The following is a 22598-nucleotide window of genomic DNA, read 5'->3' on the forward strand; positions in this document are numbered from 1 at the left end:
TCCAGTGCCATGCCCGCGCGGATCACGGAAGTGCCTGTAAACACGTGGGTTTTTCATTGCCGTCGGCGCCGGCCGCGGATGCGCGGGGAGCTGCCGTCACGGCGTACTGGCGGGGCGCAGCCAACAGATTGCGCGTCGGTGTTGGATGGCACGCGACACTTGCGGAGCCGGCGAAAAAAACGTCGGCGCACGCGCGCCGCCATCACCGCAAGGTCCAGGTCACTTCACGTAGATCGTGATCTTCTTCGAATAGACCGGCGGGTTGGTGGGAATGTGCTTGTCATCCCCCATCAGCAGCTGCAGCGTATGCTTGCCAGGCGGCAGCTCGATCATGGTCTCGGTCTCCCCCGCCCCGAAATGCAGGTGATTGCGGTCGTTGGGGATTTCCTTGTCCATCGGCGGCAGATCCGCATCGACAAGCAGGTGATGGTGCCCGGTATTGGGATACTTCACGTCCTTCGGCGCCACCCCCATATTGCGCAGCCCGAACCACACCTTGAATGGCTTGCCCGCGGGCATCGTCTGCCCGTCGTTGGGCCAGCCGATATACAGGTAGGCGTTGGGCGGCGCCGGCGTCGAGCCACCCTGCACCACCGCGGACAGCAGCAGGCTGGCGGCGAAGACAGCCGCGGCAAGTAGTCTGGACATGGTGCTCTCCCCTGTTTGCTGATCGGCCTGGTTCGGCATCTGCGGCGCGTGGCACCGCTATTTCACCGTGACCGTGATCTTCTTCGAATAGATCGGCGGCTCGAACGGCACGTGCTTGGCATCGCCCATCAGCAACTGCAGCGTGTGCTTGCCGGGCGGCAGCTCAATGCGCGCATCGGTCTCGCCCGCGCCGAAGTGCAGGTGGTTCTTGTCCGAAGGGATTTCCTTGTCCAGCGGCGGCAGCTCGGCGTCGACCAGCAGGTGGTGGTGCCCGCAGCGCGGCGACTCGACGCCCTTGGGGCAGACGCCCATATTGCGCAGGCCCATGCGCACCCAGAACTTGCCGCCGCTGATGACCGTGCCATCGTGCGGCCAGATGATGTAGGCCTCGGCATTGGGCGGCGCTGCCGTCGACAGCGAAAGCGACGGCGCACCCGCCAGTGTGGCAACCGCCAGCAGGCGGAACAGGAATCGTCTGGACATACGCGGCGCCTCCCGGAAACAGTCCGAAACCCGATCACGTTGTCCCGAAAGCCCATTCTTGTTGCTTGTTGGTCAGCGCTCGGCGATTCGTCATTCAGGTTAGGTCGCAAGCCCGGAAAAAGCGAACCCGGCGCGTCGCGGCGGCATGGCGATGTCCCGCCGGAGACACAAGCGCTGTGCTATCTTGAAGCAAGCCGGTCGACGTCTCGGCAACACCACAATGCGCCCCCGCCGCATGTGCCGGCAGCTACCGGCATGCAGCGGGATCGCCGCGGCTCCAGCGAGGTGTGAAGATGTGGCGCAATCTACCAGTCGTATGCGCGGCCATGGCCGCGATGCTCGCCGCCGCGCCGCTGCCTGCGCAGCCGGCCACCGCTGCCGCTGGCGCGGCCACGGAACCGACGCTGCTCGCCGGCATCATGCCCAAGAACACCGACGAGCAGTACGAACTGAGCTTCTGGGAATCGATCAAGAACAGCAATTACGCCGGCGACTATGAGGCCTACCTGAAGCAGTACCCCAACGGACGTTTCGCGGTGCTGGCCAGGGCGCGCCTGGAGCGGCTGGCGGCATCCGCCTCCGCACCCAAGGCCCAGGCGCCCGCGCCCGCCCCGCCGCCCCGCTCCGGCACCTCTGCCGGGGGCCAGGTCACGCGACCCCCGCCCCCCCCGGCACCCGCCGCGGCAGCGCGTCCGGCATCGCCGCCTGCCACGCCACCTGCCGCGCCACCGGCAACGGCATCCCTGCGCCCGGGCATGGCGGCGGGGGGCACGGTCAGCACCACACTGCGCACCGGCGAGATCCGCGATTGCCCGACCTGCCCGGTGCTGGTCTCCTTGCCGGCGGGCAGCTTCACCATGGGCAGCAGTGCCAGCGATCCCGCCGAGAAGCCCCCGCATCACGTCACCATCGGCCAGCCGTTTGCCATCGGCCGCTATGAGGTCACGGTCGAGCAATGGAATGCCTGCGCCGACGCCGGCGGCTGCCAGCGCGTCCCCACCATCGCCGACAGCCCGAAGACCGCGCCGGCGCGCGACGTCAGCTGGGACGACGCGCAGCAGTACGTGGCCTGGCTCAGCAAGACCACCGGCAAGACCTACCGGCTGCCCACCGAGGCGGAATGGGAATACGCAGCGCGCGGCGGCACCGCCAGTGCCTACTGGTGGGGCGACCAGATGCGCAAGGGCAATGCCAACTGCAAGGACTGCGGCGACCCGTGGAACCAGGATGCGCCGGCCGCGGTCGGGACGTTCGCGGCCAACCCGTACGGCCTGCACGACGTCAACGGCAGCGTGTGGGAATGGGTGGCCGATTGCTGGCACAGCACCTACAAGGGCGCGCCCGCCGACGGGCGCGTGTGGAACGAGAACGCCTGTGGCGCACGCGTGATCCGCGGTGGCTCCTGGCGCGAAGGGGCTAGCTACATGGTGTCGTCCACGCGCTTCAAGTACAGCCCCAGCGTGCGGCAGTCGCAGAACGGCTTTCGCGTGGCGCGCGACCTGAAGTAGCGGCTGGCGGAATTGGCAAGCCAGACAGATGGCGGCAATCAGCGCGCGCGCGTGGAGATCTGCACCAGGTCCGCGCTGATGCGGTCCCGCCCATAGGTGCGTGTCATCTGCGCCAGCGGCTTTTCCAGTGCCTTCAGGTAGTCCTTGTGCGACTCGACCTCGGCGCGCCGGCCCTCGAACAGTGGCACGGGCGTGGTCAGCAACACCACCAGCTCGGTGCCGAAGGGCCTGGCGATGATCCAGTCGCCACCGTCGCCAACCGTGGCGCTGTGGCTGGGCGGCGCCTGGTGGGCGGGCACGCGCGCGCTCGGCACCATGTGCGCCACCTTGCCGTCGGCCGCGAAGTAATCGACATAGACATAAGAGTCGCGCGCCGGCGTGCGCAGATCCAGCACCAGCGGTGACCCCTCGGTCAGCTGGGTGCCCTGGCCGCGCAGCCGCAGCGACGAAGCCGTGCCCCCTTCGCGGTAGCCCGACCAGTACGGCGCGATCAGGGTGGCCACGTCGCATTTGTCGGTGGCCAGCGGCTGGGTGTCGATCGACACGCCCTTCAGCTCCTTGACACCCGGCAACGCGCTGAGCTGCTCGCGCAGCCGCGCGGCGCCCACGCTATCGGCCAGAAAGCCGCGCACGCGCAGGGTCTGCGCCTGCTGGGTGGCGGTGAGCAGCGAGCACGGCACGCCGGCCAGCATCTTCGTGACGTCGGCCATCGACAGTACTGCCGGACGGGCAGCCGGTGCGGTCGGGGTAACCGGCGCCACGGGCACAGGTGTGGCCGGGGCCTCGACGCGCGTGTCGCCGGCCGGCGCTTCGGCCTGGCGCTGCGAATGCCACGCGTAGTAGCCGATCGCCGACACGCCCGCCAGCACGGCCAGCACGCCGCCAGCCATCAGCGGCAAGGGGCGCCGCGTGGACACCACCGGCACCGCGCTCATGCCATGCAGGAAGCGCGCGACGGTGGGTGTGCGCGTTTCGCGGTTGAGCGACAGGGCCTCGCGCAGGGTCTTCCATTGCGTGCGGCTCAACTGCGGCGGCTGCGCCGGCTTGAGCCCGGCGTCGCGCGCCTGGTTGGCCGAGAGCCGCTGGTAGGGATGCTTGCCGGTCAGCAATTCATAGGTCACGCAGGCCAGCGCAAAGATGTCGTCGCGCGGGTCGGGCTCGCAATGGTCGAACATCTCCGGGCTGGCGTAGGCCGGCGTCATGCCGCCCAGCGAGCCGGGATCGAACACGGTCCGGTCGGACTCGTCAGCCGGCGGCAGGAAGCCGCGCGCAATGCCGAAGTCGATCACCTTGACCTCGCCGTTGGCGGTCAGGAAGACGTTGGCGGGCTTGAAGTCGCAGTGCACGAAGCCGCGCTCGTGCGCGTACGCCAGCGCATTGCCCATGCCGTTGACGATCGACATGGCGCGCGCCATCGGCATGCCGGTGAAGCCCGGGGCCTTGAGCACATGGTTGAGCGACGAGCCGGACAGGTATTCCATGGTCAGGAAGACCACCGGCCCGTCGCGGTCGAAGTCATAGACGGTGACGATGTTCCGGTGCGCCAGCGTCTGCGCCTTGCGCGCCTCGCGCTGCAGTGCCATCAGCGACTTGGGGTGCCCGCTGAACTGCAGGTTCAGCACCTTGATGGCGATATAGGGCTTGCGGTCCGAGGCTTCCAGCTTGCGCAGGTCGAGCGCCTTGTAGACCGTGCCCATGCCGCCCACGCCCAGGCATTCTTCCAGCACGAAGCGGCCGTTCAGCGTATCGCCCACGCCCTTGGTATGCGCCGCCTGCGGCAGCGTGCCCGGCTCGGGCGAGGTCGCATACAGCGAGCCCGTCTGCGTGCCGGCCAGGCGCGTGGCTTCGGTGGCGCCTTCGTACTGCGTGGCGCCGCGGCGCTCGATGCGCCGCATGACTTCGGCATAGACCGCGGGCGGGAACGGGAAGCGCGTGTTTTCCTCGATGACCACGCGCGCGGCCTGGCTGGGCGTGGTGGGGTCCTGCGCCAGCGCCGTTTCGAACGACGCAACAAACTCGTCGTCGGAGAGACCGCCGTTCTGGAACTTGCGGATCAGTTCTTTGAGACTGGCCACGGGATGCCCCGACATGGTTGCTGGCACGGCGCATCCCGCGATGCGGATATGCCCTGCCTTCGAGATGGATACTAGTGCGCACCCATGGCATGCGCAAACCATGCGAGGCCGGCGTGCATCACCGCGCGCGGGCGCCCTCTGCCAATCGCGTCACCTGTAGCGCGCCACTGTCGCGGCCGCGCCAACACCAGCACGCCGCCTGTTGGCCGCGGCCCGTCACCCGCGGCAGGCGGCAGGCCCCGCAGCCGGTGCGCGCGAGCCGGCATCGAAAATAAATGCCCCGTGTTTTCAGGCAGTTGCACGTCCCCAGACGAGTCGGCAACGGCGTTGGCACACTCCCTGCGTCAGTCCCTCCCGAGGGCCGGCAATTTCGCCGCCGTCTGAGCGCACCGCGCGGCGGGCCCGCGGGCAAGAACGCGGACCGCCTCACCTATACTGAAGCGTCCCGCGGCCGCATGGCCGTGGCGCCGCTTGACCGGAGACAGCCATGGCAGTGATCGTCATCAAGGATTTGCCCGACAGCATGGATCTCGACCGACAGGCCATGACCGCCATCCTGGGCGGCGGGCGCACCGCCGGCGGCCAGGCATGGCATGGCTTGCGGCGCCAGGGCGCCGCGCGCATCGTCGACTACCCGGGCGGATTGCCGGGCAACCGCTACGTGATGCCGCGGGAACAGCCGCTCGGGCGGCTGCCGCGCAAGGCCGCCGGCAAGGATGCAGACGACTGAGCGGCAACCACAACCGCCCAAATGAAAAGCCCGCCATCGCTGGCGGGCTTTGGATGCGGACGGGCCCGGACCACCTGGGTCACGCGGTCAGCAGTTCGGTCATTCTGTTCCAGGCAGGCTTCCCATGATTCCGCCCATGAAGCATGACGCGGACGCCCATCCGGACCACCCGGATAGTCGCAGGAAGACTGGCGCGTGGAGTCAATGACCGCAGTGCTCGCCGCGAACAGCGGCGCAATGCCGCTGTAGGAGGTCAAGCGGGAGCGTTTTTCGTCCGCCCCGTGCGGGCATCCTGTGAGCTCGCGCCTCCAGTATAGGCGGGGGTTTCAGCCTTGCAACCCGGCCGGGGCCGGGGCGGCGCGGGCCTGCCGGGAAGGTGACTGGCGCCTGACATATCCGGTTACGTTTTCGCAGTGCAACAAAAATTCCGTACTCTGCTATAATCCGCGCCGTGAGTTTCGCAACTGTGAGATCCGCCAAACGCCCGGCTTCCTGCCGCGGCGAATCCGCTGCCCTCCCAAGCTCTGTTTCCTCGCTGCCGGACGCCTAGTCATCACTTCATGGCCCCAGCCGCCCAGCAGAACGCACCGCTCACCTGACGTCGCCTCGTCTCCGATCCTGTTGAACAGCCTGAAACCTGAGCTGTTTGCCTGCCAGGGATACGGCCGGACCGCCTAGCGGGACCAGCCACCACCCTGCCTGCCGCCGTACTGCCAGCTGTGTCTGTCGTAACGGCCTCACCGATTGGCGCCGAAGCCTTTTTAAGACTTTGCACTGCGCCCACCCCATTTTGCTTTGCCGGGGTGCCATGCATTTATTTGACCATTCCGACATGACCCAGCACGACATTCGTGCGGAGCAAGCTATTGCCTCCGCGACCGACGCTTCGATCACTTCCGACGCTGCCCAGAGCCCGCTCGACAAGCTCGACGCCCTGCTCAACCCCAGCCCGGCAGTTGAAGAGGCCCCGGCCGTGGAAAGCGGTTTCGCCACACTTGGCCTCGATGCGGCCATCCTGCGCGCCCTCTCCGAACTGAATTACAACACGCCCACGCCGGTACAGGCCCAGGCCATCCCGGCCTTCCTGGCCGGCCGCGACCTGCTGGTCTCGAGCCAGACCGGCTCGGGCAAGACCGCCGCGTTCATGCTGCCCGCGATCCAGCGCATCAGCGAAATGCCGGCACCGCAGCGCGCGACCGAGCCCGCCAAGCGCATGAAGGGCAAGCGCCCGCGCCCGTCGCCGGCCCAGCCCGCACTGCTGGTGCTGACCCCGACGCGCGAACTGGCGCTGCAGGTGACCGAAGCCGCCGCCAAGTACGGCCGCAACCTGCGCCGCATCGTCTGCGCCAGCATCCTGGGCGGCATGCCCTACCCTAAGCAGCTGGCCGCGCTGGCCAAGATGCCTGACATCCTGGTGGCCACGCCGGGCCGCCTGCTCGACCATATCGACGCTGGCCGCATCGACCTGTCGGCCCTGCAGATGCTGGTGTTCGACGAAGCCGACCGCATGCTGGACATGGGCTTTGCCGACGACATCGACGCCATCGTCAATGCCACGCCGGCTTCGCGCCAGACGCTGATGTTCTCGGCCACGCTGGATGCGCGCATTGCCCAACTGGCCTCGCGCCAGCTGCGCGACCCGCAACGCATCGAGATCGCCGCGGCCCGCGCCGACCAGAGCCATATCGAGCAGCGCCTGCACTTCACCGACGACATGTCGCACAAGGAACGCCTGCTGGACCACCTGCTGCGCGACGCGACGCTCAAGCAAGCCATCGTCTTCACCGCGACCAAGCGCGATGCCGATTCGCTGGCCGAGCGCCTGTCCGACACCGGCTTCTCGGCCGGCGCACTGCACGGCGACATGACCCAGGGCGCGCGCAACCGCACCCTGACCGCGCTGCGCCGCGGCAACCTGCGCGTGCTGGTGGCCACCGACGTGGCCGCGCGCGGCATCGACGTGCCCGATATCACCCACGTGGTCAACTTCGACCTGCCCAAGCAGGCCGAGGACTACGTGCACCGCATCGGCCGTACCGGCCGTGCGGGCCGCTCGGGCACCGCCATCAACCTGGTGAACCACAACGACATGTTCCAGTGGAAGCGCATCGAGCGCTTCACCAACCAGCGCATCGACGCTTCGGTGATCGAAGGCCTGGAGCCGCGCCGTTCGCCCAAGCCGCGTTCCAACTTCGGCGGCAAGCCGGGCGGCGGCCGCGGTGACTTCCGCGGCAATGGCGGCGGCTACCGTGGCGGCGAACGCAGCTTCGGCGACCGCAAGTTCGGCGGCGGCGAGAACCGCACCGGCTTCGGCGAGCGCAAGTTCAGCGGCGAGAGCCGTGGCTTCGGCAACCGCCCGGAAGGCGCGCGCCCGTTCGGTGACGACAACCGCGGCGGCTTCGGCAATCGTGAAGGCGGCTACCGTGGCCAGGGCCAGGGCGGCCAGGGCGCTGGCTACCGCGGCGCCAGCGACGGTGCGCGTGGCTTCGGCAACCGCGAAGGCGGCCGCAGCTTCGGCGACGACAACCGCGGTGGTTTCGGCAACCGCGACGGCGCCGCCCCCCGCAGCTTTGGCGACAATAACCGTGGTGGCTTCGGCGACCGCACCGGCGGCGGCTATCGTGGCAACACCGGTGCCAGCACCGGTGGCAACGGCGAAGGCCGCAGCTTCGGTAACCGTGACGGCAACCGTGACGGCAATCGCAGCTTTGGCGGCGGTTTCGGCGGCAATGGCGGCGGCAACGGCAACCGCAACAGCCGCTCGCGCTACGAGCGTTGATGCGGTGGTGCGCTAAGCGCACCTGCCAGGCAGAAGAAAGGGCACCATCGGGTGCCCTTTTTTTGTTGTCGCCTACAGCCCGCTACAGCGCGCAGGTGCGAAAGCCGATGAAGGAAAGATCATCCTCCGGCAACCGCGCCCACCTTGCCCGCACATGGCGCAGCCGCGCGGGGCTGGCGAACGACACACCGCGCACCGCCTGGTGCGTGCCAAAGCGCCCCACCACCTCGCTGTCGGACGTCGCGGCGGCAAATCCCGCGTACGGCTCATAGGGCGTGGCAGTCCACTCGCGCAGCGCCCCCCACTGCAGGCCGCGGTTCTGCGTCGCGGCGAGTTCCCATTCCGATTCCGCCGGCAGGCGCCGCCCCGCCCACACGCACCACGCCTGCGCCTCGTACAGCGTGACGTGGCGCACCGCCTCGTCCGGATTGAGCGTGCGCAGCGTGCCGAAGCGCTCCACCATCCAGGCGCGCGATTCCGGATGGCGCGACCAGTAGCGCGGTGCCGAGCGTTCCTGCGTCATCAGCCACTGGCGCCCCGCTGCCGACCACCACGCCGGGTGCTCATAGCCGCCGTCCTCGACGAACTCGAGGAATTGCGCGTTGCTGACCGGTGCCATGTCCATTTCAAACGCGGGGACATAGGTGGGCTGCGGCGGCAGTTCATCCGGCCAGGCAAAGCCGTCGGGATCGCTCCAGCCGAGGGTGAAGCGACCGCCCGGGAAATGCAGGGTGCCGCCATGCCCCGCAGGCTGCACCGGACCGGCGCCGATGGCCTCCGTGGGCGCCATGCCCAGCGCCTGCAACAGCGCGGCCACGCCTTCGCCCTGGGCATCCTCATGCAGCAGCGCGCGGCGGTACGGGTACAGGGTCAGGTCGTTGTCGTCGGGCAGCAGCGCAATCCGGCGCAGCACGCCGTCGAGCACGTCGGCGGCATAGCGCTTGACCACTGCGACGTCGGGCAGCGTGATCTCCCAGCGCTCGTCGGGGCCGATGCGGTCCGAGTCGAACCACTCGTCGGCGCCGTCCAGCAGCGATTGTTCGGTCGCCACCGGCACCGGCACGCCGCCGCGGTCCACCTGGCGCACGCCGCGCAGGCACCACCACTCCGCATGCCAGGCCACGTGCCCGAGCGTCCACAACGGCGGATCGGCATCGTACTGATGCGGCACGTCCCAGGCGCGGCGCGTCTGCCCGAACGGTGCCAGCCACGCCAGCGTGCGGTTGCGCGCATCGACCAGCGCCTGCGCCAGCCCTTCGCGCGGCAGCCGGCGCGGGTCGGACCAGGTCGCCTTGCCGCCGGTGAAGTAGAGATCGGGAAGCATGGGAAAGCCGCTCATCGGGAAAGTCCGTGCAGGGAGTGAACAGTGGACAGGCAGTGACCGAAGCAGGCAACTGCTGGCCTGGCGCTCGCACGCCAGGCCGGCTGCGGCCATTATGACACTACCTGCCATCCCTGCCGGACGGTGCCCGCGCGGGCGGATCAGCCGCGCGCGTGGAACACGGCGAACCAGCCGCTCGGGTCGGTCCAGTACACCGGGTCGTCAAACCCGGCGGCTTCCAGCAAGAGCGTGAAGTCCTCCGGGCGGTATTTGTAGGAGTCCTCGGTATGGATCCGTTCGCCGGCGGCAAACTCGCGCGCGCCGCCCTGCCACTGCACGCGCACGTCGCGGCACGCCTGCAGATGCATCTGGATGCGCGATGCCGCGCGGTCGAAGCTCGCCACATGGCGCCAGTCGTCCAGCGAGAAATCCGTGCCGACGATGCGGTTCACGTTGCGCAGCACGTTGCGGTTGAACGCGGCGGTGACGCCCAGCGCATCGTCATAGGCCGACACCAGCGTGGCTTCGTCCTTGTGCAGGTCGACCCCGATCAGCACGCCGTCGCCGCGCCCGGCGGCGCCGCGCATGCGCTGCAGCAATGCCAGGGCCTCGACCGGGGCGAAATTGCCGATGCTCGAGCCCGGATAGAAGAACAGCCGCCTGCCGCGCCTGACGTTGGCGGGCAGATCGAACGGCGCGCACAGGTCGGCGCCCAGGCCCAGCATCGGGATCTCGGGATGCTGCTGCTGCAGCGACGACAGCGTCGCGCGCAGGAACTCCACCGAGATATCCAGCGCCACGTACTGCGCCGGGCGCAGGCTGCCGAAGAGCCTGGCAGCCTTTTCGCAATTGCCCGCTCCCAGGTCCACCAGCACGCAGCCGCTGCCGGCACGCGCGGCGATGGCCGGCGCCGCGCCGGCAAAGATTGCGGCCTCGGTGCGGGTCGGATAGTACTCAGGCAGGTCGGTGATGGCCTCGAACAGGCGCGAGCCCAGCACGTCGTAGAAGAACTTGGGGCTGATGGCGGCCTGCCCGGCGCGCAGCCCGGCCAGCACCTGCTCGCGCAGCGCGCCGCTGTCCTCGCGGTACTGCTGCACGAACTCCGGCTGGGGCGGCGGCCAGTGCGCGCGGCCATTGGCCAGCGCGACCAGGGCGGGCGGTGCGGCCGCATGGCCGTTGTGGTGGTTCAGGGGGGGGAGAGGTGTCTGCGGGGCTTTGTTCTGGAAGGGGGTATTCGGCGGATTCGGGACAGCCGGCATGTCGTTTCCTTGTGTGGTCGCGAATGGTCACTGCTTCACTGCGTATTCCCCAAGGCCGCGCTGTGCATGTCGTGCGCGCCGGTCTCCGCAACACCTCCCTGTGCCGTCCGGGACGCGTCGGGCGAAGCCGAACTTAAAGAATAGGCCCATCCGGGGGATCGCGCACCGCCCGATCCTCCTATGCGCCGCATGCAACACATCAAGAACCTTGAGTCAGTATCTTTCCTGATGAGCCATATCCGTTGCAGTTCGTTTATAATGCGGCCGAACGCGACCCCAACGGGTCGTGTCCCTCAAAGGGGAGTAGCTCCGGGGCCCATGCCCTTAGCACAATCGTCATTCCGGGACCTGTGTCCCCGGTTGTGCTGACCAACGGTGCGCATACCGCGCCTATGGTCGAGCAAGACCTTTGCAACCTGGTTTTCATGGTTTGCAAAGGCGGCCCCAACCCTCCCGTGCTCCAGGAATCCAGGCGAACCCAATACGCGCCCCGCGCGGATTCGTACCCTGAGGAGAGTTCATGGAGTGGTTTACCGATCTGTTCACGATGCAGTTCCTGACGGCACTGCTGTCCATCGTCGTCATTGACCTGGTGCTGGCTGGCGACAATGCCATCGTGATCGCCCTGGCGGCGCGCAACCTGCCCCCCCACCTGCAGAAAAAGGCCATCATCTGGGGTACCGTCGGTGCCGTGGTGGTGCGCTCGGCCATGACGATCGGCGTGGTCTGGCTGCTGAAGATTCCGGGGCTGATGCTGGTTGGCGGCCTGGCGCTGGTGTGGATTGCCTACAAGCTGCTGTCCGATGAAGGCGACGGCGAAGGGCACGGCTCGGGCGCCTCGACCCTGTGGGGCGCAATGAAGACCATCATCATCGCCGACGCGGTGATGGGCGTGGACAACGTGCTGGCCGTGGCCGGTGCCGCGCACGGCAGCTTCCTGCTGGTGGTGCTGGGCCTGCTGATCAGCATCCCCATCGTGGTATGGGGCTCGAGCCTGGTGCTCAAGCTGATGAGCCGCTTCCCGGTCATCATCTACCTGGGCGCGGGCGTGCTGGCGTTCACCGCGGTCAAGATGATCGTGCACGAGCCGATGATCAAGGCGTTCTTCGAAGCCAACCCGGTGGTCAACTGGGGCCTGTACGTGCTGATCGTCGGCGGCGTGCTGGGCGCCGGCTACCTGGTGCAGAAGCGCCGCGTGCAGCAACCGGCCAGCAGCCACTAAGGCGGCAAGCCGTGCCAGGCATGGCCGGGGCGCCCGCTCCTGCCATGCCGGTGAAGGGCCATCCTGAGGGATGGCCCTTTTGCTTTAAAATGCCAGCTTTGCGGGACCAGCGCCCGCGTCACTTCCGATCCCGCCCCGCGCCGATGAAACAGTACCTCGACTTCATGCGCCATGTGTACGAGCATGGCACCGACAAGGCCGACCGCACCGGCACCGGCACGCGCTCGGTGTTCGGCTACCAGATGCGCTTCGACCTGCGCGCAGGCTTCCCGGTGGTGACCACCAAGAAGCTGCACCTGAAGTCCATCATCCTGGAGCTGCTGTGGTTCCTGCAGGGCTCGACCAACGTGCGCTGGCTGCAGGAGCACGGCGTCACCATCTGGGACGAGTGGGCCGACGAGAACGGCGAACTGGGTCCGGTCTACGGCTCGCAGTGGCGCTCGTGGCCGGCCCCGGACGGCCGCCATATCGACCAGATCTCCGACCTGGTGGCGCAGATCCGCGCCAACCCGGATTCGCGCCGCCTGATCGTATCGGCCTGGAACGTGGCCGACATCCCGCGCATGAAGCTGCCGCCCTGCCACGCGTTCTTCCAGTTCTACGTGGCCGATGGCCGGCTGTCGTGCCAGCTCTACCAGCGCAGCGCCGATATCTTCCTGGGCGTGCCGTTCAATATCGCCAGCTATGCGCTGCTGACCCACATGATGGCGCAGCAGACCGGGCTGGAAGTGGGCGACTTCGTCTGGACCGGCGGCGACTGCCATCTGTACAACAACCATTTTGAGCAGGTGCAGACCCAGCTGGCGCGCGAGCCGCTGGCGCTGCCGCAGCTGAAGATCCTGCGCAAGCCCGACAGCATCTTCGACTACCGCTACGAAGACTTTGAACTGGCCGGCTACCAGTCGCACGCCGCCATCAAGGCACCGGTGGCCGTATGACGCTGCTGACACTGGTCGTCGCCCGCGCCCGCAACAACACCATCGGCCGCGACAACACGCTGCCGTGGCGCTTGCCGGAAGACCTGGCGCACTTCAAGCGCACCACCATGGGCGCGCCCGTGATCATGGGCCGCAAGACCTGGGACTCGATAGGCCGCCCGCTGCCGGGGCGCCGCAATATCGTGGTCAGCCGCAACCCGGACCTGCGCATCGAGGGTGCCGAGGTGGCGGCCTCGCTGGAAGACGCCCAGCGCCTGTGCGTCGGCGCGGAGCAGATCTTCCTGATCGGCGGCGCGCAGCTCTACGCCGAGGCCATGCCGTGCGCGGACCGGCTGGTGGTGACCGAGATCGACGCGGACGTGGAAGGCGATGCCTTCTTCCCGGCGATTGACCGCACCCAATGGATTGAAACCGCGCGCGAAACGCATCATTCGGAGGCGAATGGCTTCGACTATGCCTTCGTCACGTATGAGCGGCCGCCGTCGGACGAGTCGTAAGGCGTTGCGCGGGCAATAAAAAGCAGGCCGGCCGGCCTGCTTTTTCTTTGGGCGGCACGCGCCGCTCACGTGCCGGCAATCGTCATCTGCTCAAGCAGGATCGAGCCGGTTTCCTTGGTGCCGCGCACCAGCGCATCCGCGCCGATGGCGACGATCTGCTGGAACATCTCGGCCATATTGCCGGCGATGGTGATCTCCTCCACCGGGTACTGGATCACGCCGTTCTCGACCCAGTAGCCCGAGGCGCCGCGCGAATAGTCGCCGGTCACGTAGTTGACGCCCTGCCCCATCAGTTCGGTCACCAGCAGGCCGGTGCCGAGCTTGCGCAGCATCGCCGGGAAGTCGTCGCCGGGCTCGGTCAGCGAGCTGGTCAGCGTCAGGTTGTGCGAGCCGCCGGCGTTGCCGGTGGTCTGCATGCCGAGCTTGCGCGCGGAATAGGTCGACAGGAAATAGCCCTGCACCACGCCGTCGCGCACCACGTCGCGGGCACGGGTGCGCACGCCTTCCTCGTCGAACGGGGCGCTGCCCATGGCGCCGGGGGTATGCGGCTGCTCGTGGATCTGGATATGCGGCGCAAACACGGCCTGGCCCAGCGAATCGCACAGGAACGTGGATTTGCGGTACAGCGCGCCGCCCGACACCGCCTGCACGAAGGCACCCAGCAGCCCCGCGGCCAGCGGCGCCTCGAACAGCACCGGGCAGCGGCGCGTGGACAACTGGCGCGCCTGCAGCCGCGCCAGCGCGCGCTCGGCGGCGTAGCGGCCGATATCCTCGGGCGCGGCCAGCGCCAGCGGCGAACGCTTGGACGAGTACCAGTCATCGCGCTGCATGCCACTGCCGCTGCCGGCGATCGGCGCGCACGAGATGAAATGGCGCGAATACGGATAGCCGCCCGAGAAGCCGCGCGTGGTCGCCAGCACGAACTGCGAATGCTGCGCCGACACGCTGGCGCCGTCGCTGTTGCGGATGCGCGGCGACACCGCGAAGGCGGCGGCCTCGGCGCGGGTCGCGATGTCGATGGCGCGCTCGGCGTCCAGCGCCCACGGGTGGAACAGTTCCAGGTCCTGTGGCGCGCGTTCCAGCAGTTCTTCCTCGGCCAGGCCGGCGCAATCGTCTTCGGCCGTGAAGCGGGCGATGTTGTAGGCGGCCTCGGCGGTGGCGCGCAGCGCGGCCGGCGAGAAGTCCGAGGTGCTGGCATTGCCGCGGCGCTTGCCGATCATGACCGTGACCCCGACCACCTTGTCGCGGTTCTGCTCGATGGTTTCCACCTGCCCCTTGCGTACCGATACCGACAGGCCGCTGCCTTCGGAGATCTCGGTGGCGGCGTCGGTCGCCCCAAGTTCGCGTGCAACGCGCAGCACATCGGCGGCCATCTCGCTGAGCTGGGCCTGGGTGTAGGTGAAGTGCGCGGTCTGTTCTGCGATCTGGTCCATGCTGGGCGGGTGTCATCAAAAGTCCAAGCGGCAATCATAGCAAGATAAAATGCCGGGCATGACGCGAAATTCCCGTAATCCGAATGGCTCGCGCTTTCCCGGAGGCTTTGCGCCCGAACCGGAAGACGACGAACCGAAAAGCAAGTCGCAGCGCAAGCGCGACATGACCGCCCTGCAGGACCTTGGCGCCGAGCTGGAAGCGCTGGCCAAGGACCGCCTGGCTCGCGTGCCCATGCCCGAAGCGCTGGCCGACGCCATCCACCAGGCCCGCCGCATCAACAGCCACGAAGGCAAGCGCCGCCAGATGCAGTTCGTGGGCAAGATCATGCGCGGCCTCGAGGACGAAGAGGTCGAGGTGATCCGGCAAGCGCTGGAGGGCTTCAAGGGCACCAGCAAGGCCGAAACCGCCCGCATGCACCTGATCGAGCGCTGGCGCGAGCTGCTGCTGGCCGACGACGCGGCGCTGACGCGCTTCCTCGCCGAGCATCCCGGCATCGACGTGCAGGCGCTGCGCAACACCATCCGCAACGCGCGCAAGGAAAAGGAGCAAAGCAAGCCGCCGCGCTATTTCCGCGAGCTGTTCCAGGCGATCAAGACGGCGCTGGACGTGAAGGACGGCAAGGCCGGCGCCGCCGAGGACCAACCCCCTACCCCGGAGCCCGAGGCATGACCCAGACCACGCAGCCGGTAGTCCGCAACCATCCCGACGAACTCGTTGTCGGCTTCGTTTCGATCTCGGACCGCGCCTCGGCCGGTACCTACCAGGACGAAGGCATCCCGGCGCTGCGCGAGTGGTTCGGGCGCACGCTGACCACGCCCTGGCAGGCGGTGGAGCGGCTGATCCCGGACGAGCAGGCGCAGATCTCGCGCACCCTGATCGACCTGGTCGACGTGGCCGGCTGCGACCTGGTGCTGACCACCGGCGGCACCGGCCCGGCGCGCCGCGACGTGACGCCCGAGGCCACGCTGGCCGTGGGTACCAAGGAAATGCCCGGCTTTGGCGAGCAGATGCGCCAGGTCAGCCTGCATTTCGTGCCGACCGCGATCCTGTCGCGCCAGGTGGCGGTGATCCGCGAGACCGCCAGCCGCGCCGCGCTGATCGTCAACCTGCCCGGCCAGCCGCGCGCCATCCGCGAGACCCTGGAAGGCCTGCGCGATGCCGATGGCAAGGCCGTGGTGCAAGGGATCTTTGCTGCGGTGCCGTATTGCATCGACCTGATCGGCGGCCCCTATATGGAAACCGACGAAGCCGTGGTCAAGGCCTGGCGCCCGAAGAACGCCGTGCGGGCCAAGCCCGCGGCGTAATCTCACCAATCTCACCAATCGCCCGCAGGCGCCCGCCTGCGGGCTTCCCCCCTCCCCGCGCCTCAGCGCAAGCCCAGGTACAACCCCACCGGCACGAACACCACCGCGGCGATATTGCCCAGCAGCACGATCGACGCCACCTGGTCCGGCTCCTGCCGGAAATGGTCCGCCACCAGGAAGTTCAGCACCGCCGGCGGCAGCGCGGCAAACACAAAGAGCAGGCCACGCTGCAATTCGGTCAACGGCACCCACTGCGCCAGCAGCAGCGCCACCGCGATGCCCGTCAGCGGGCAGGCCACGGCGCCGACCAGGCCCATGCCCCAGTTGCGCAGGCTGACGTCCTTCATCCGCACGCCCAGCGCGAACAGCATCAGCGGCACGGTGGCGTCGCCCAGCAGCTTGACCGACTGGTAGACCGGGTCCGGCAGCGTGAACCATGGCCGCGCCAGCGCCAGCGCCACGCCCGCCACGGTGGCCAGCACCATGGGGTTGCGCGCGATCTGCGCCATCGACGCATGGCGGTTGACGATCTTCATACCGATGGTGAAGTGCATCAGGTTCGATGCCGCGAACAGCGCCACCGCCGGCGCCAGCCCCGCCGGGCCGAAGGCAAATACCGACAGCGGCAGGCCCATGTTGCCGCAGTTGTTGAACATCATCGGCGGCACAAAGGTGCGCGGATCGGCCTTCAGCAGCCGCGCCAGCGCCCACGCCAGCACGCCCGAGCCCAGCACCACCGCCACCGCGCAGCCCAGCAGCACCAGTTGGTCGGCCAGCACGAAATCCTTGCTGACGAAGGCCGATACCACCAGCAGCGGCGCGATCACGTCCAGCGTGGCGCGGTTGATGCCGGCCATGTCCGGATGGGCCTTGCGCCCGTACAGCCACCCGACCAGGATGATCAGAATGACCGGCGTGATGATGGAGACGATGCGCTCAAGCATGGGCAGGCGGGCGGGACGCGCCCCGGGGCAGCGCGCGGCGCCCGGCGGCGGCAACGTGGCCGCCCGGTGCGGGCGTCCCGTCGCTGGTGGTGGGTTGTTGTTCTGGGAGCCGCTGGCCCCGGTTATTGCGCGGGCGTGTCGGCGGCGGGCGTGTCGGCGGCCGGCGCGTCGGCGGCCGGTGCAGCGCCCGGCGCGGTGTGACGGATAAAGTGCGTGCGGTAGTAGCGCAGTTCTTCGACCGATTCCAGGATGTCGGCCAGCGCCGTATGCAGCTGGCGCTTGATAAAGCCTTTGTGGATGGCCGGCTCCCAGCGCTTGCACAGCTCCTTCAGCGTGGACACGTCCAGGTTGCGGTAGTGGAAGAACGCCTCCAGCTTGGGCATGTAGCGCGCCATGAAGCGGCGGTCCTGGCAGATCGAGTTGCCGCACATCGGCGACTTGTTGGCCGGCACCCAGCGCTTGAGGAAGGCCAGCAGTTCGGCCTCGGCCTGCTCTTCGGTCAGGGTCGATGCCTTGACCTTGTCGATCAGGCCCGAGCGGCCGTGGGTGCCCTTGTTCCAGTTGTCCATGCCGTCGAGCACGGCATCGCTCTGGTGGATCACCAGCACTGGGCCTTCGGCCAGGATATTGAGTTCGGAGTCGGTAACGACGATCGCTATTTCGATGATGCGATCGGTATCCGGCTGCAGGCCGGTCATTTCCATGTCCAGCCAGATCAGGTTATTTTCACTTTTGACGGATTTGGCGGTGGCTTGGCTTGTCATCGGGACTGCGGAAGATAGGGATTTCAGGGAAGCGACCGCGGCGGGGCCGGGCGCGAACAATTTATAATTCTCGCATATCCGTCCGGAATGGCCGTTTGCGCACCTGCGCCGGGGCGTTTTCCGGATATCCCGGACCGCCGCCCGCCCCACCCCGGGCCCGGCGGTCCAACGGACGCCCGCCGCACACAATGCCGGGCGCCCGCACCCACAACAAGGCTCTTGCCGATGTTCACGATTGTCTTTCTCGCCGCCCTGGTGCTGATGGTGCTGACCAGGCTCTGGCTGGCCGCCCGCCAGATCCGGCATGTGGCGCAGCACCGCAATGCGGTGCCGCCGCGCTTTGCCGACACCATCACCCTGGCCTCGCACCAGAAGGCCGCGGACTACACCATCGCCCGCACCCGGCTGTCGATGCTCGAGGTGCTGGCCGGGGCCGCGGTGCTGATCGGCTTCACCATGCTCGGCGGGCTGCAGTGGCTCAACCAGTCCTGGTTGGACACTTTCGGCCCGGGCTATGCCTACGGCGTGGCGCTGGTGGCCAGCGTGGCGCTGATCGGCGGGCTGGTCGACCTGCCGTTCTCGCTGTACGGCCAGTTCGGCATCGAGGAGCGCTTCGGCTTCAACAAGATGACGTTCGGCCTGTGGCTGGCCGACGTGACCAAGATGCTGGTGGTGGCGTGCGCGCTGGGCCTGCCGCTGCTGCTGGCGGTGCTGTGGCTGATGGAGCGCGCCGGCTCGCTATGGTGGGTCTGGACCTGGCTGGTGTGGATGGCCTTCAACCTGTTCCTGCTGGTGGTGTTCCCGACCTTTATCGCGCCGCTGTTCAACAAGTTCGAGCCGCTCACCGATGAATCGCTGCGCCAGCGCATCGAGGCCCTGATGAAGCGCTGCGGCTTTGCCAGCAAGGGCCTGTTCGTGATGGACGGCAGCAAGCGCAGCGCCCACGGCAATGCGTATTTCACCGGCTTCGGCGCGGCCAAGCGCATTGTCTTCTTCGATACGCTGCTGGAGCGCCTGTCGGGCGACGAGATCGAGGCGGTGCTGGCACATGAGCTGGGCCACTTCAAGCGCCGCCACGTGGCCAAGCGCATCGTCGTCACCTTTGCGCTGAGCCTGGTGTTCCTGGCGCTGCTGGGCTGGCTGGCCACGCGCAGCTGGTTCTACACCGGGCTGGGCGTGGTGCCCAACCTCGGCGTGTCCAACAACGCGCTGGCGCTGGTGCTGTTCTTCCTGGCGCTGCCGGTGTTCACCTTCCTGCTGGGGCCGCTGTCGAGCCTTTCGTCGCGCCGCCATGAGTTTGAGGCCGATGCCTTTGCCGCCGACCAGACCGATGCCGGCAACCTGGTGTCGGCGCTGGTGAAGCTGTACAAGGACAACGCCTCGACGCTGACGCCCGATCCTCTCTACAGCGCCTTCTACTACTCGCATCCGCCCGCCGCGCAGCGGATCGACCGTCTGCTGGCGCACGCATGAGCCGCGCCACGCGTCACCGCAACGCCGGCGGCGGCAGCCATGCCGGCAAGACCACCGAATCCGCGCTGATCATCGCCGCCCATGGCCGCCATTATGTGGTCGAGCTGGGCGACGGCACGCGCATGCATGCCTTCCCGCGCGGCAAGAAGAGCGACTGCGCGGTGGGCGACCATGTCAGCGTGGAACGCGCCGCCGCCGACCAGTGCGTGATCACCGCGGCCTCGCCGCGCAAGAACCTGCTGCACCGCTCCGACCAGTTCAAGTCCAAGCTGCTGGCCGCCAATATCGACCAGGTCGTGATCGTGCTGGCAACCGAGCCGGGCTTCTCCGAAGACCTGCTCGGCCGCGCGCTGGTGTCGGCCGAGGCGATGGAGATCCGGCCGCTGATCGTGCTCAACAAGACCGACCTGCCCGACCGGCTGGAAGAAGCGCGTGGGCGCCTGGCGCTGTACCGCGGGCTGGGCTACGACACGCTGGAGCTGTCGGTGCGCGCCGACCCGGCGCAGGCGCTGGCCGCGCTCAAGCCGCGCTTGGCGGGGCTGGCCAGCATCCTGATCGGGCAATCGGGCATGGGCAAGTCGTCGCTGCTGAACCTGCTGATTCCGGGCGTGGATGCGCAGACCCGCGAGATCTCGGCCAAGCTTGACTCCGGCAAGCACACCACCACCTTCACGCGGCTCTATCACCTGCCGGCCGAATGGGGCACAGTGGACGGCCGCCAGGGTGCGCTGATCGATTCGCCGGGCTTCCAGGAATTCGGCCTGTACCACCTGAGCGAGGGCATGCTCGAACGCGCCTTCCCGGAGTTCCGGCCGCTGCTGACCGAGTGCCGCTTCTACAACTGCCACCATGTCAACGAGCCCGGCTGCGGCGTGCTGGCCGCGGTCGCATCGGGAGCGATCTCCGAGCGCCGCCACCAGCTCTACATGCAGTTGCTGCACGAATCCAACCAGCAGAAGCCGTGGTAAGGTAAGCGCACCTGGGTTACCCGGTGCGCTGCCATGAAACTGCTGCTGTCCGCCACTTCCCTCGTCCATGCGGCCCATTGCCGGAACGTCCTGCGGGCGGCCGGCATCCGGGCGGAATTGCGCAATACCTGGCTGGCCGGCGCGACCGGCGAGATCCCGTTCCGGGAGAGTGCGCCACAGGTGTGGCTGGTCGATGACGAGATGGAAGCGCAGGCGTGGGCCGTGCTCAATGCCGCCGCCAACCCGGCGCCGGGGCCCAGCTGGCAATGCCGCCACTGCCTGGAATGGCACGAGGCCCAGTTCGGCGCCTGCTGGCGCTGCGGCGCGGCCCGCGACTAGCGCGCCGACCCACCGTTTTTTAAACGCCCCTCAGCCGACCCAGAGCGCCAGCGACAGCATCGCGAGCAGCAGCATCCACAGCACCACCGCGCGCCATACCAGGCCCACGGCCGACTGCAGCGTGCGCACGCCGGGCTCGGTGCCGAATTCGGGCGGCACCGGTTCCGGGCCGCCGTTGTCCTCTTCCATGCCGGGCGCGTAGTCCACGGCCGGGCCGGCCACGCTGGTGCGCAGCACCACGGTGGAATCGTCCTCGGCCAGCGGCGTGCCCAGGCGCACGCCCAGCGCCCCGCCCCCGCTGGCAAGCAGGATGCCGTTGACGGCATCATTCCACTTGCGCGCATGGTTGCGCCAGGCGTAGACCGCATCCTCGAAGTTGCCGACGATGGCAAAGCCGATCGCCGTCAGCCGCGACGGCACCCAGTCCAGCAAATAAAAGGCGCGCGCCGCAAAGCGGCCCAGCGCGGGGCTGCGCTCGGCCGAGGGCTGGTTCCAGTGGCGGCTCAGGTATTCGGCGGTGCGGTACAGCACCACCCCGCCGGGGCCGACCGGCACCAGGAACCAGAAGAACACGCCGAACACATGCCGGTGCACGGCGACGATTGCCGCTTCCAGCGTGTGCCGCACGATCTCGGAAACCGGCATCTCGACGGTGTCCAGGCCGGTCCACTCGTGCAGCAGCGTGCGCGCGGTATGGACGTCGTCGCGGTTCAGGGCCTCGTGGATGTCGGTGAAGAAGTGGCTGAACTGGCGAAAGCCCAACGTCATGTACAGCACCAGCACATTCCAGGCGAGCGTCAGCGCCACGCTGATCGAGGCCAGCAGGTAGTGCACCACGATCACCGCCAGGGTCAGCGGCACGACCACGGTCAGCCAGGCCAGCGCGGCGTCGCGCGGCCGGCCGGTGTCGAAGGCGTGTTCCGCACGGTCGCCGAGTGCGCGCACGATCTCGTGGATCGGGTTGTTGCGGCCCAGGGCGCGGAATTGTTCAGCGATCAGCGCCAGGAGAATGGAAACAAAGGTCATCTTGGTACGGGGTGTTCCAAGGGCACGCCTGGCCCTTCCGGGCTTGCCGGCGATGTGCCGGCACAGGCGCAATGCATAGCGAGAAGATAGCACAGCGCTACCTGCCGAGGCCCGGCGCGCGGTGCAAAAAACAAAAGCCCGCCGGAAGGCGGGCTCTTGCATGCGGCAATGAACGATGCTCAGGGCAGGTCGAACACCAGTACTTCGGCGCCATCGCCGCCAGACAGCGCGACCTCGCCCACGGCTTCCAGCTTCGCTGCGTCGCCGGCTTCAAGCGCCTTGCCGTTGACCGTCACCCGCCCGCGCGCCACGTGGACATAGGCGCGGCGGCCCGGCGCCAGCGCCAGCGTGGCCGCCTCGTCGCCATCGAACAGGCCGGCGTACAGGCGCACGTCCTGGTGCACCACCACCGAGCCCTCGGCGCCGTCGGCGCTGGCCACCAGGCGCAGCCTGCCGCGTTTGTCGGCTGCGTCGAAATGCTTTTCCTCGTAGCCGGGGTCGATACCGGTCTCGGCCGGCATGATCCAGATCTGCAGAAAGTGGGTGGTGTCATTCGCGGCGTGGTTGTACTCCGAATGACGCACGCCGGTGCCGGCGCTCATGCGCTGCACATCGCCAGGACGGATCACGCTGCCGTTGCCCATGCTGTCCTTGTGGGCCAGTTCACCCTCCAGCACGTAGCTGATGATTTCCATGTCGCGGTGGCCGTGGGTGCCAAAGCCCATACCCGGCGCGACGCGGTCCTCGTTGATCACGCGCAGTGGCCCGAACTGCACATACTTCGGGTCATAGTAGTCGGCGAACGAGAACGAATGAAAAGACTTCAGCCAGCCATGATCGGCGTAACCACGCTCTGCAGACTTTCTGATTTCAATCATTTTGATGG

21 protein-coding genes are annotated in these 22598 nt (G+C 67.9%); 11 read left to right on the forward strand and 10 right to left on the reverse strand.

Annotated elements, in window-relative coordinates:
* Window positions 1-219 precede the first annotated feature (219 nt).
* Together AC3WL8_RS12710 and AC3WL8_RS12715 are read right to left on the reverse strand one after the other, a co-directional pair.
* The gene (locus AC3WL8_RS12710) at window positions 220-648 is read right to left on the reverse strand and encodes a DUF4399 domain-containing protein (RefSeq protein WP_013957496.1); all 429 of its coding nucleotides are present in this window, start codon (window positions 646-648) and stop codon (window positions 220-222) included.
* A gap of 57 nt (window positions 649-705) precedes the next feature.
* Window positions 706-1131 carry a DUF4399 domain-containing protein gene (locus tag AC3WL8_RS12715; protein ID WP_013957497.1) on the reverse strand — a complete coding sequence of 142 codons (426 nt, stop codon included), beginning with the start codon at window positions 1129-1131 and terminating at the stop codon, window positions 706-708.
* A 755-nt stretch (window positions 1132-1886) separates the two neighbouring features.
* Between AC3WL8_RS12715 and AC3WL8_RS12720 the strand changes: the two genes are divergently transcribed.
* A complete protein-coding gene (locus AC3WL8_RS12720; protein ID WP_492378352.1) occupies window positions 1887-2639 on the forward strand; it encodes a formylglycine-generating enzyme family protein in 753 nt (250 codons plus the stop codon).
* A 38-nt stretch (window positions 2640-2677) separates the two neighbouring features.
* Here AC3WL8_RS12720 and AC3WL8_RS12725 read toward each other — a convergent pair whose 3' ends face one another.
* Window positions 2678-4729: a serine/threonine protein kinase gene (locus AC3WL8_RS12725; protein ID WP_211982298.1), complete on the reverse strand. Its 2052-nt coding sequence runs from the start codon at window positions 4727-4729 to the stop codon at window positions 2678-2680.
* 472 nt (window positions 4730-5201) lie between these two features.
* On the opposite strand from AC3WL8_RS12725, the gene AC3WL8_RS12730 reads away from it, so the two are divergent.
* Complete coding sequence (locus tag AC3WL8_RS12730; protein WP_211980010.1) at window positions 5202-5444, forward strand: hypothetical protein; 243 nt, start codon at window positions 5202-5204, stop codon at window positions 5442-5444.
* Window positions 5445-6276: 832 nt separating this feature from the next.
* Complete coding sequence (locus AC3WL8_RS12735) at window positions 6277-8223, forward strand: DEAD/DEAH box helicase (protein ID WP_041228040.1); 1947 nt, start codon at window positions 6277-6279, stop codon at window positions 8221-8223.
* A gap of 82 nt (window positions 8224-8305) precedes the next feature.
* Here AC3WL8_RS12735 and AC3WL8_RS12740 read toward each other — a convergent pair whose 3' ends face one another.
* Window positions 8306-9562 (reverse strand): SUMF1/EgtB/PvdO family nonheme iron enzyme, encoded by a 1257-nt coding sequence (locus tag AC3WL8_RS12740; protein ID WP_492378338.1) that lies wholly within the window; start codon window positions 9560-9562, stop codon window positions 8306-8308.
* A 143-nt stretch (window positions 9563-9705) separates the two neighbouring features.
* Window positions 9706-10803 (reverse strand): L-histidine N(alpha)-methyltransferase, encoded by a 1098-nt coding sequence (egtD, locus tag AC3WL8_RS12745; protein WP_211980012.1) that lies wholly within the window; start codon window positions 10801-10803, stop codon window positions 9706-9708.
* A gap of 520 nt (window positions 10804-11323) precedes the next feature.
* On the opposite strand from egtD, the gene AC3WL8_RS12750 reads away from it, so the two are divergent.
* The 3 genes from AC3WL8_RS12750 to AC3WL8_RS12760 all read left to right on the forward strand — a co-directional run bounded on the left by AC3WL8_RS12750 (window position 11324) and on the right by AC3WL8_RS12760 (window position 13460).
* On the forward strand, window positions 11324-12025 hold the full coding sequence (locus AC3WL8_RS12750; RefSeq protein WP_013957504.1) for a TerC family protein: 702 nt from the start codon (window positions 11324-11326) through the stop codon (window positions 12023-12025).
* A 143-nt stretch (window positions 12026-12168) separates the two neighbouring features.
* Window positions 12169-12963, forward strand: coding sequence for a thymidylate synthase (locus AC3WL8_RS12755; protein ID WP_041228042.1), 795 nt, complete (start codon window positions 12169-12171; stop codon window positions 12961-12963).
* The gene (locus AC3WL8_RS12760; RefSeq protein ID WP_035815758.1) at window positions 12960-13460 is read left to right on the forward strand and encodes a dihydrofolate reductase; all 501 of its coding nucleotides are present in this window, start codon (window positions 12960-12962) and stop codon (window positions 13458-13460) included. Before AC3WL8_RS12755 ends, AC3WL8_RS12760 begins: the two co-directional genes overlap by 4 nt.
* A gap of 65 nt (window positions 13461-13525) precedes the next feature.
* Here AC3WL8_RS12760 and pmbA read toward each other — a convergent pair whose 3' ends face one another.
* A complete protein-coding gene (gene pmbA / locus AC3WL8_RS12765; RefSeq protein WP_013957507.1) occupies window positions 13526-14893 on the reverse strand; it encodes a metalloprotease PmbA in 1368 nt (455 codons plus the stop codon).
* Window positions 14894-14942: 49 nt separating this feature from the next.
* Here pmbA and yjgA point away from each other — a divergent pair, with 49 nt between their 5' ends.
* Together yjgA and mog are read left to right on the forward strand one after the other, a co-directional pair.
* Window positions 14943-15563: a ribosome biogenesis factor YjgA gene (yjgA, locus tag AC3WL8_RS12770; RefSeq protein WP_013957508.1), complete on the forward strand. Its 621-nt coding sequence runs from the start codon at window positions 14943-14945 to the stop codon at window positions 15561-15563.
* On the forward strand, window positions 15560-16198 hold the full coding sequence (gene mog, locus AC3WL8_RS12775; protein WP_211980014.1) for a molybdopterin adenylyltransferase: 639 nt from the start codon (window positions 15560-15562) through the stop codon (window positions 16196-16198). Before yjgA ends, mog begins: the two co-directional genes overlap by 4 nt.
* 62 nt (window positions 16199-16260) lie before the next feature.
* Here the strand turns inward: mog and AC3WL8_RS12780 are convergent, their stop codons facing one another.
* Together AC3WL8_RS12780 and orn are read right to left on the reverse strand one after the other, a co-directional pair.
* Window positions 16261-17142 (reverse strand): AEC family transporter, encoded by an 882-nt coding sequence (locus AC3WL8_RS12780; protein WP_013957510.1) that lies wholly within the window; start codon window positions 17140-17142, stop codon window positions 16261-16263.
* A 122-nt stretch (window positions 17143-17264) separates the two neighbouring features.
* Entirely contained in the window at window positions 17265-17906 is a 642-nt protein-coding gene (orn, locus tag AC3WL8_RS12785) for an oligoribonuclease (protein WP_013957511.1), read from the reverse strand.
* A 225-nt stretch (window positions 17907-18131) separates the two neighbouring features.
* On the opposite strand from orn, the gene AC3WL8_RS12790 reads away from it, so the two are divergent.
* From AC3WL8_RS12790 to AC3WL8_RS12800, 3 genes are read left to right on the forward strand one after another with little or no spacing between them, the layout of a single operon-like run.
* Window positions 18132-19379 carry a M48 family metallopeptidase gene (locus AC3WL8_RS12790; RefSeq protein WP_013957512.1) on the forward strand — a complete coding sequence of 416 codons (1248 nt, stop codon included), beginning with the start codon at window positions 18132-18134 and terminating at the stop codon, window positions 19377-19379.
* The gene (gene rsgA / locus AC3WL8_RS12795; protein WP_013957513.1) at window positions 19376-20347 is read left to right on the forward strand and encodes a ribosome small subunit-dependent GTPase A; all 972 of its coding nucleotides are present in this window, start codon (window positions 19376-19378) and stop codon (window positions 20345-20347) included. Before AC3WL8_RS12790 ends, rsgA begins: the two co-directional genes overlap by 4 nt.
* A 33-nt stretch (window positions 20348-20380) precedes the next feature.
* On the forward strand, window positions 20381-20686 hold the full coding sequence (locus tag AC3WL8_RS12800; protein ID WP_010813618.1) for a putative signal transducing protein: 306 nt from the start codon (window positions 20381-20383) through the stop codon (window positions 20684-20686).
* Window positions 20687-20716: 30 nt separating this feature from the next.
* Here the strand turns inward: AC3WL8_RS12800 and AC3WL8_RS12805 are convergent, their stop codons facing one another.
* Window positions 20717-21712, reverse strand: coding sequence for a CobD/CbiB family protein (locus AC3WL8_RS12805; protein WP_013957514.1), 996 nt, complete (start codon window positions 21710-21712; stop codon window positions 20717-20719).
* Between the two features lie 179 nt (window positions 21713-21891).
* The gene (locus AC3WL8_RS12810) at window positions 21892-22590 is read right to left on the reverse strand and encodes a pirin family protein (protein WP_211980017.1); all 699 of its coding nucleotides are present in this window, start codon (window positions 22588-22590) and stop codon (window positions 21892-21894) included.
* Between the last annotated feature and the right edge of the window lie 8 nt (window positions 22591-22598).

It is taken from the genome of Cupriavidus sp. FW305-F7 (assembly GCF_058782875.1).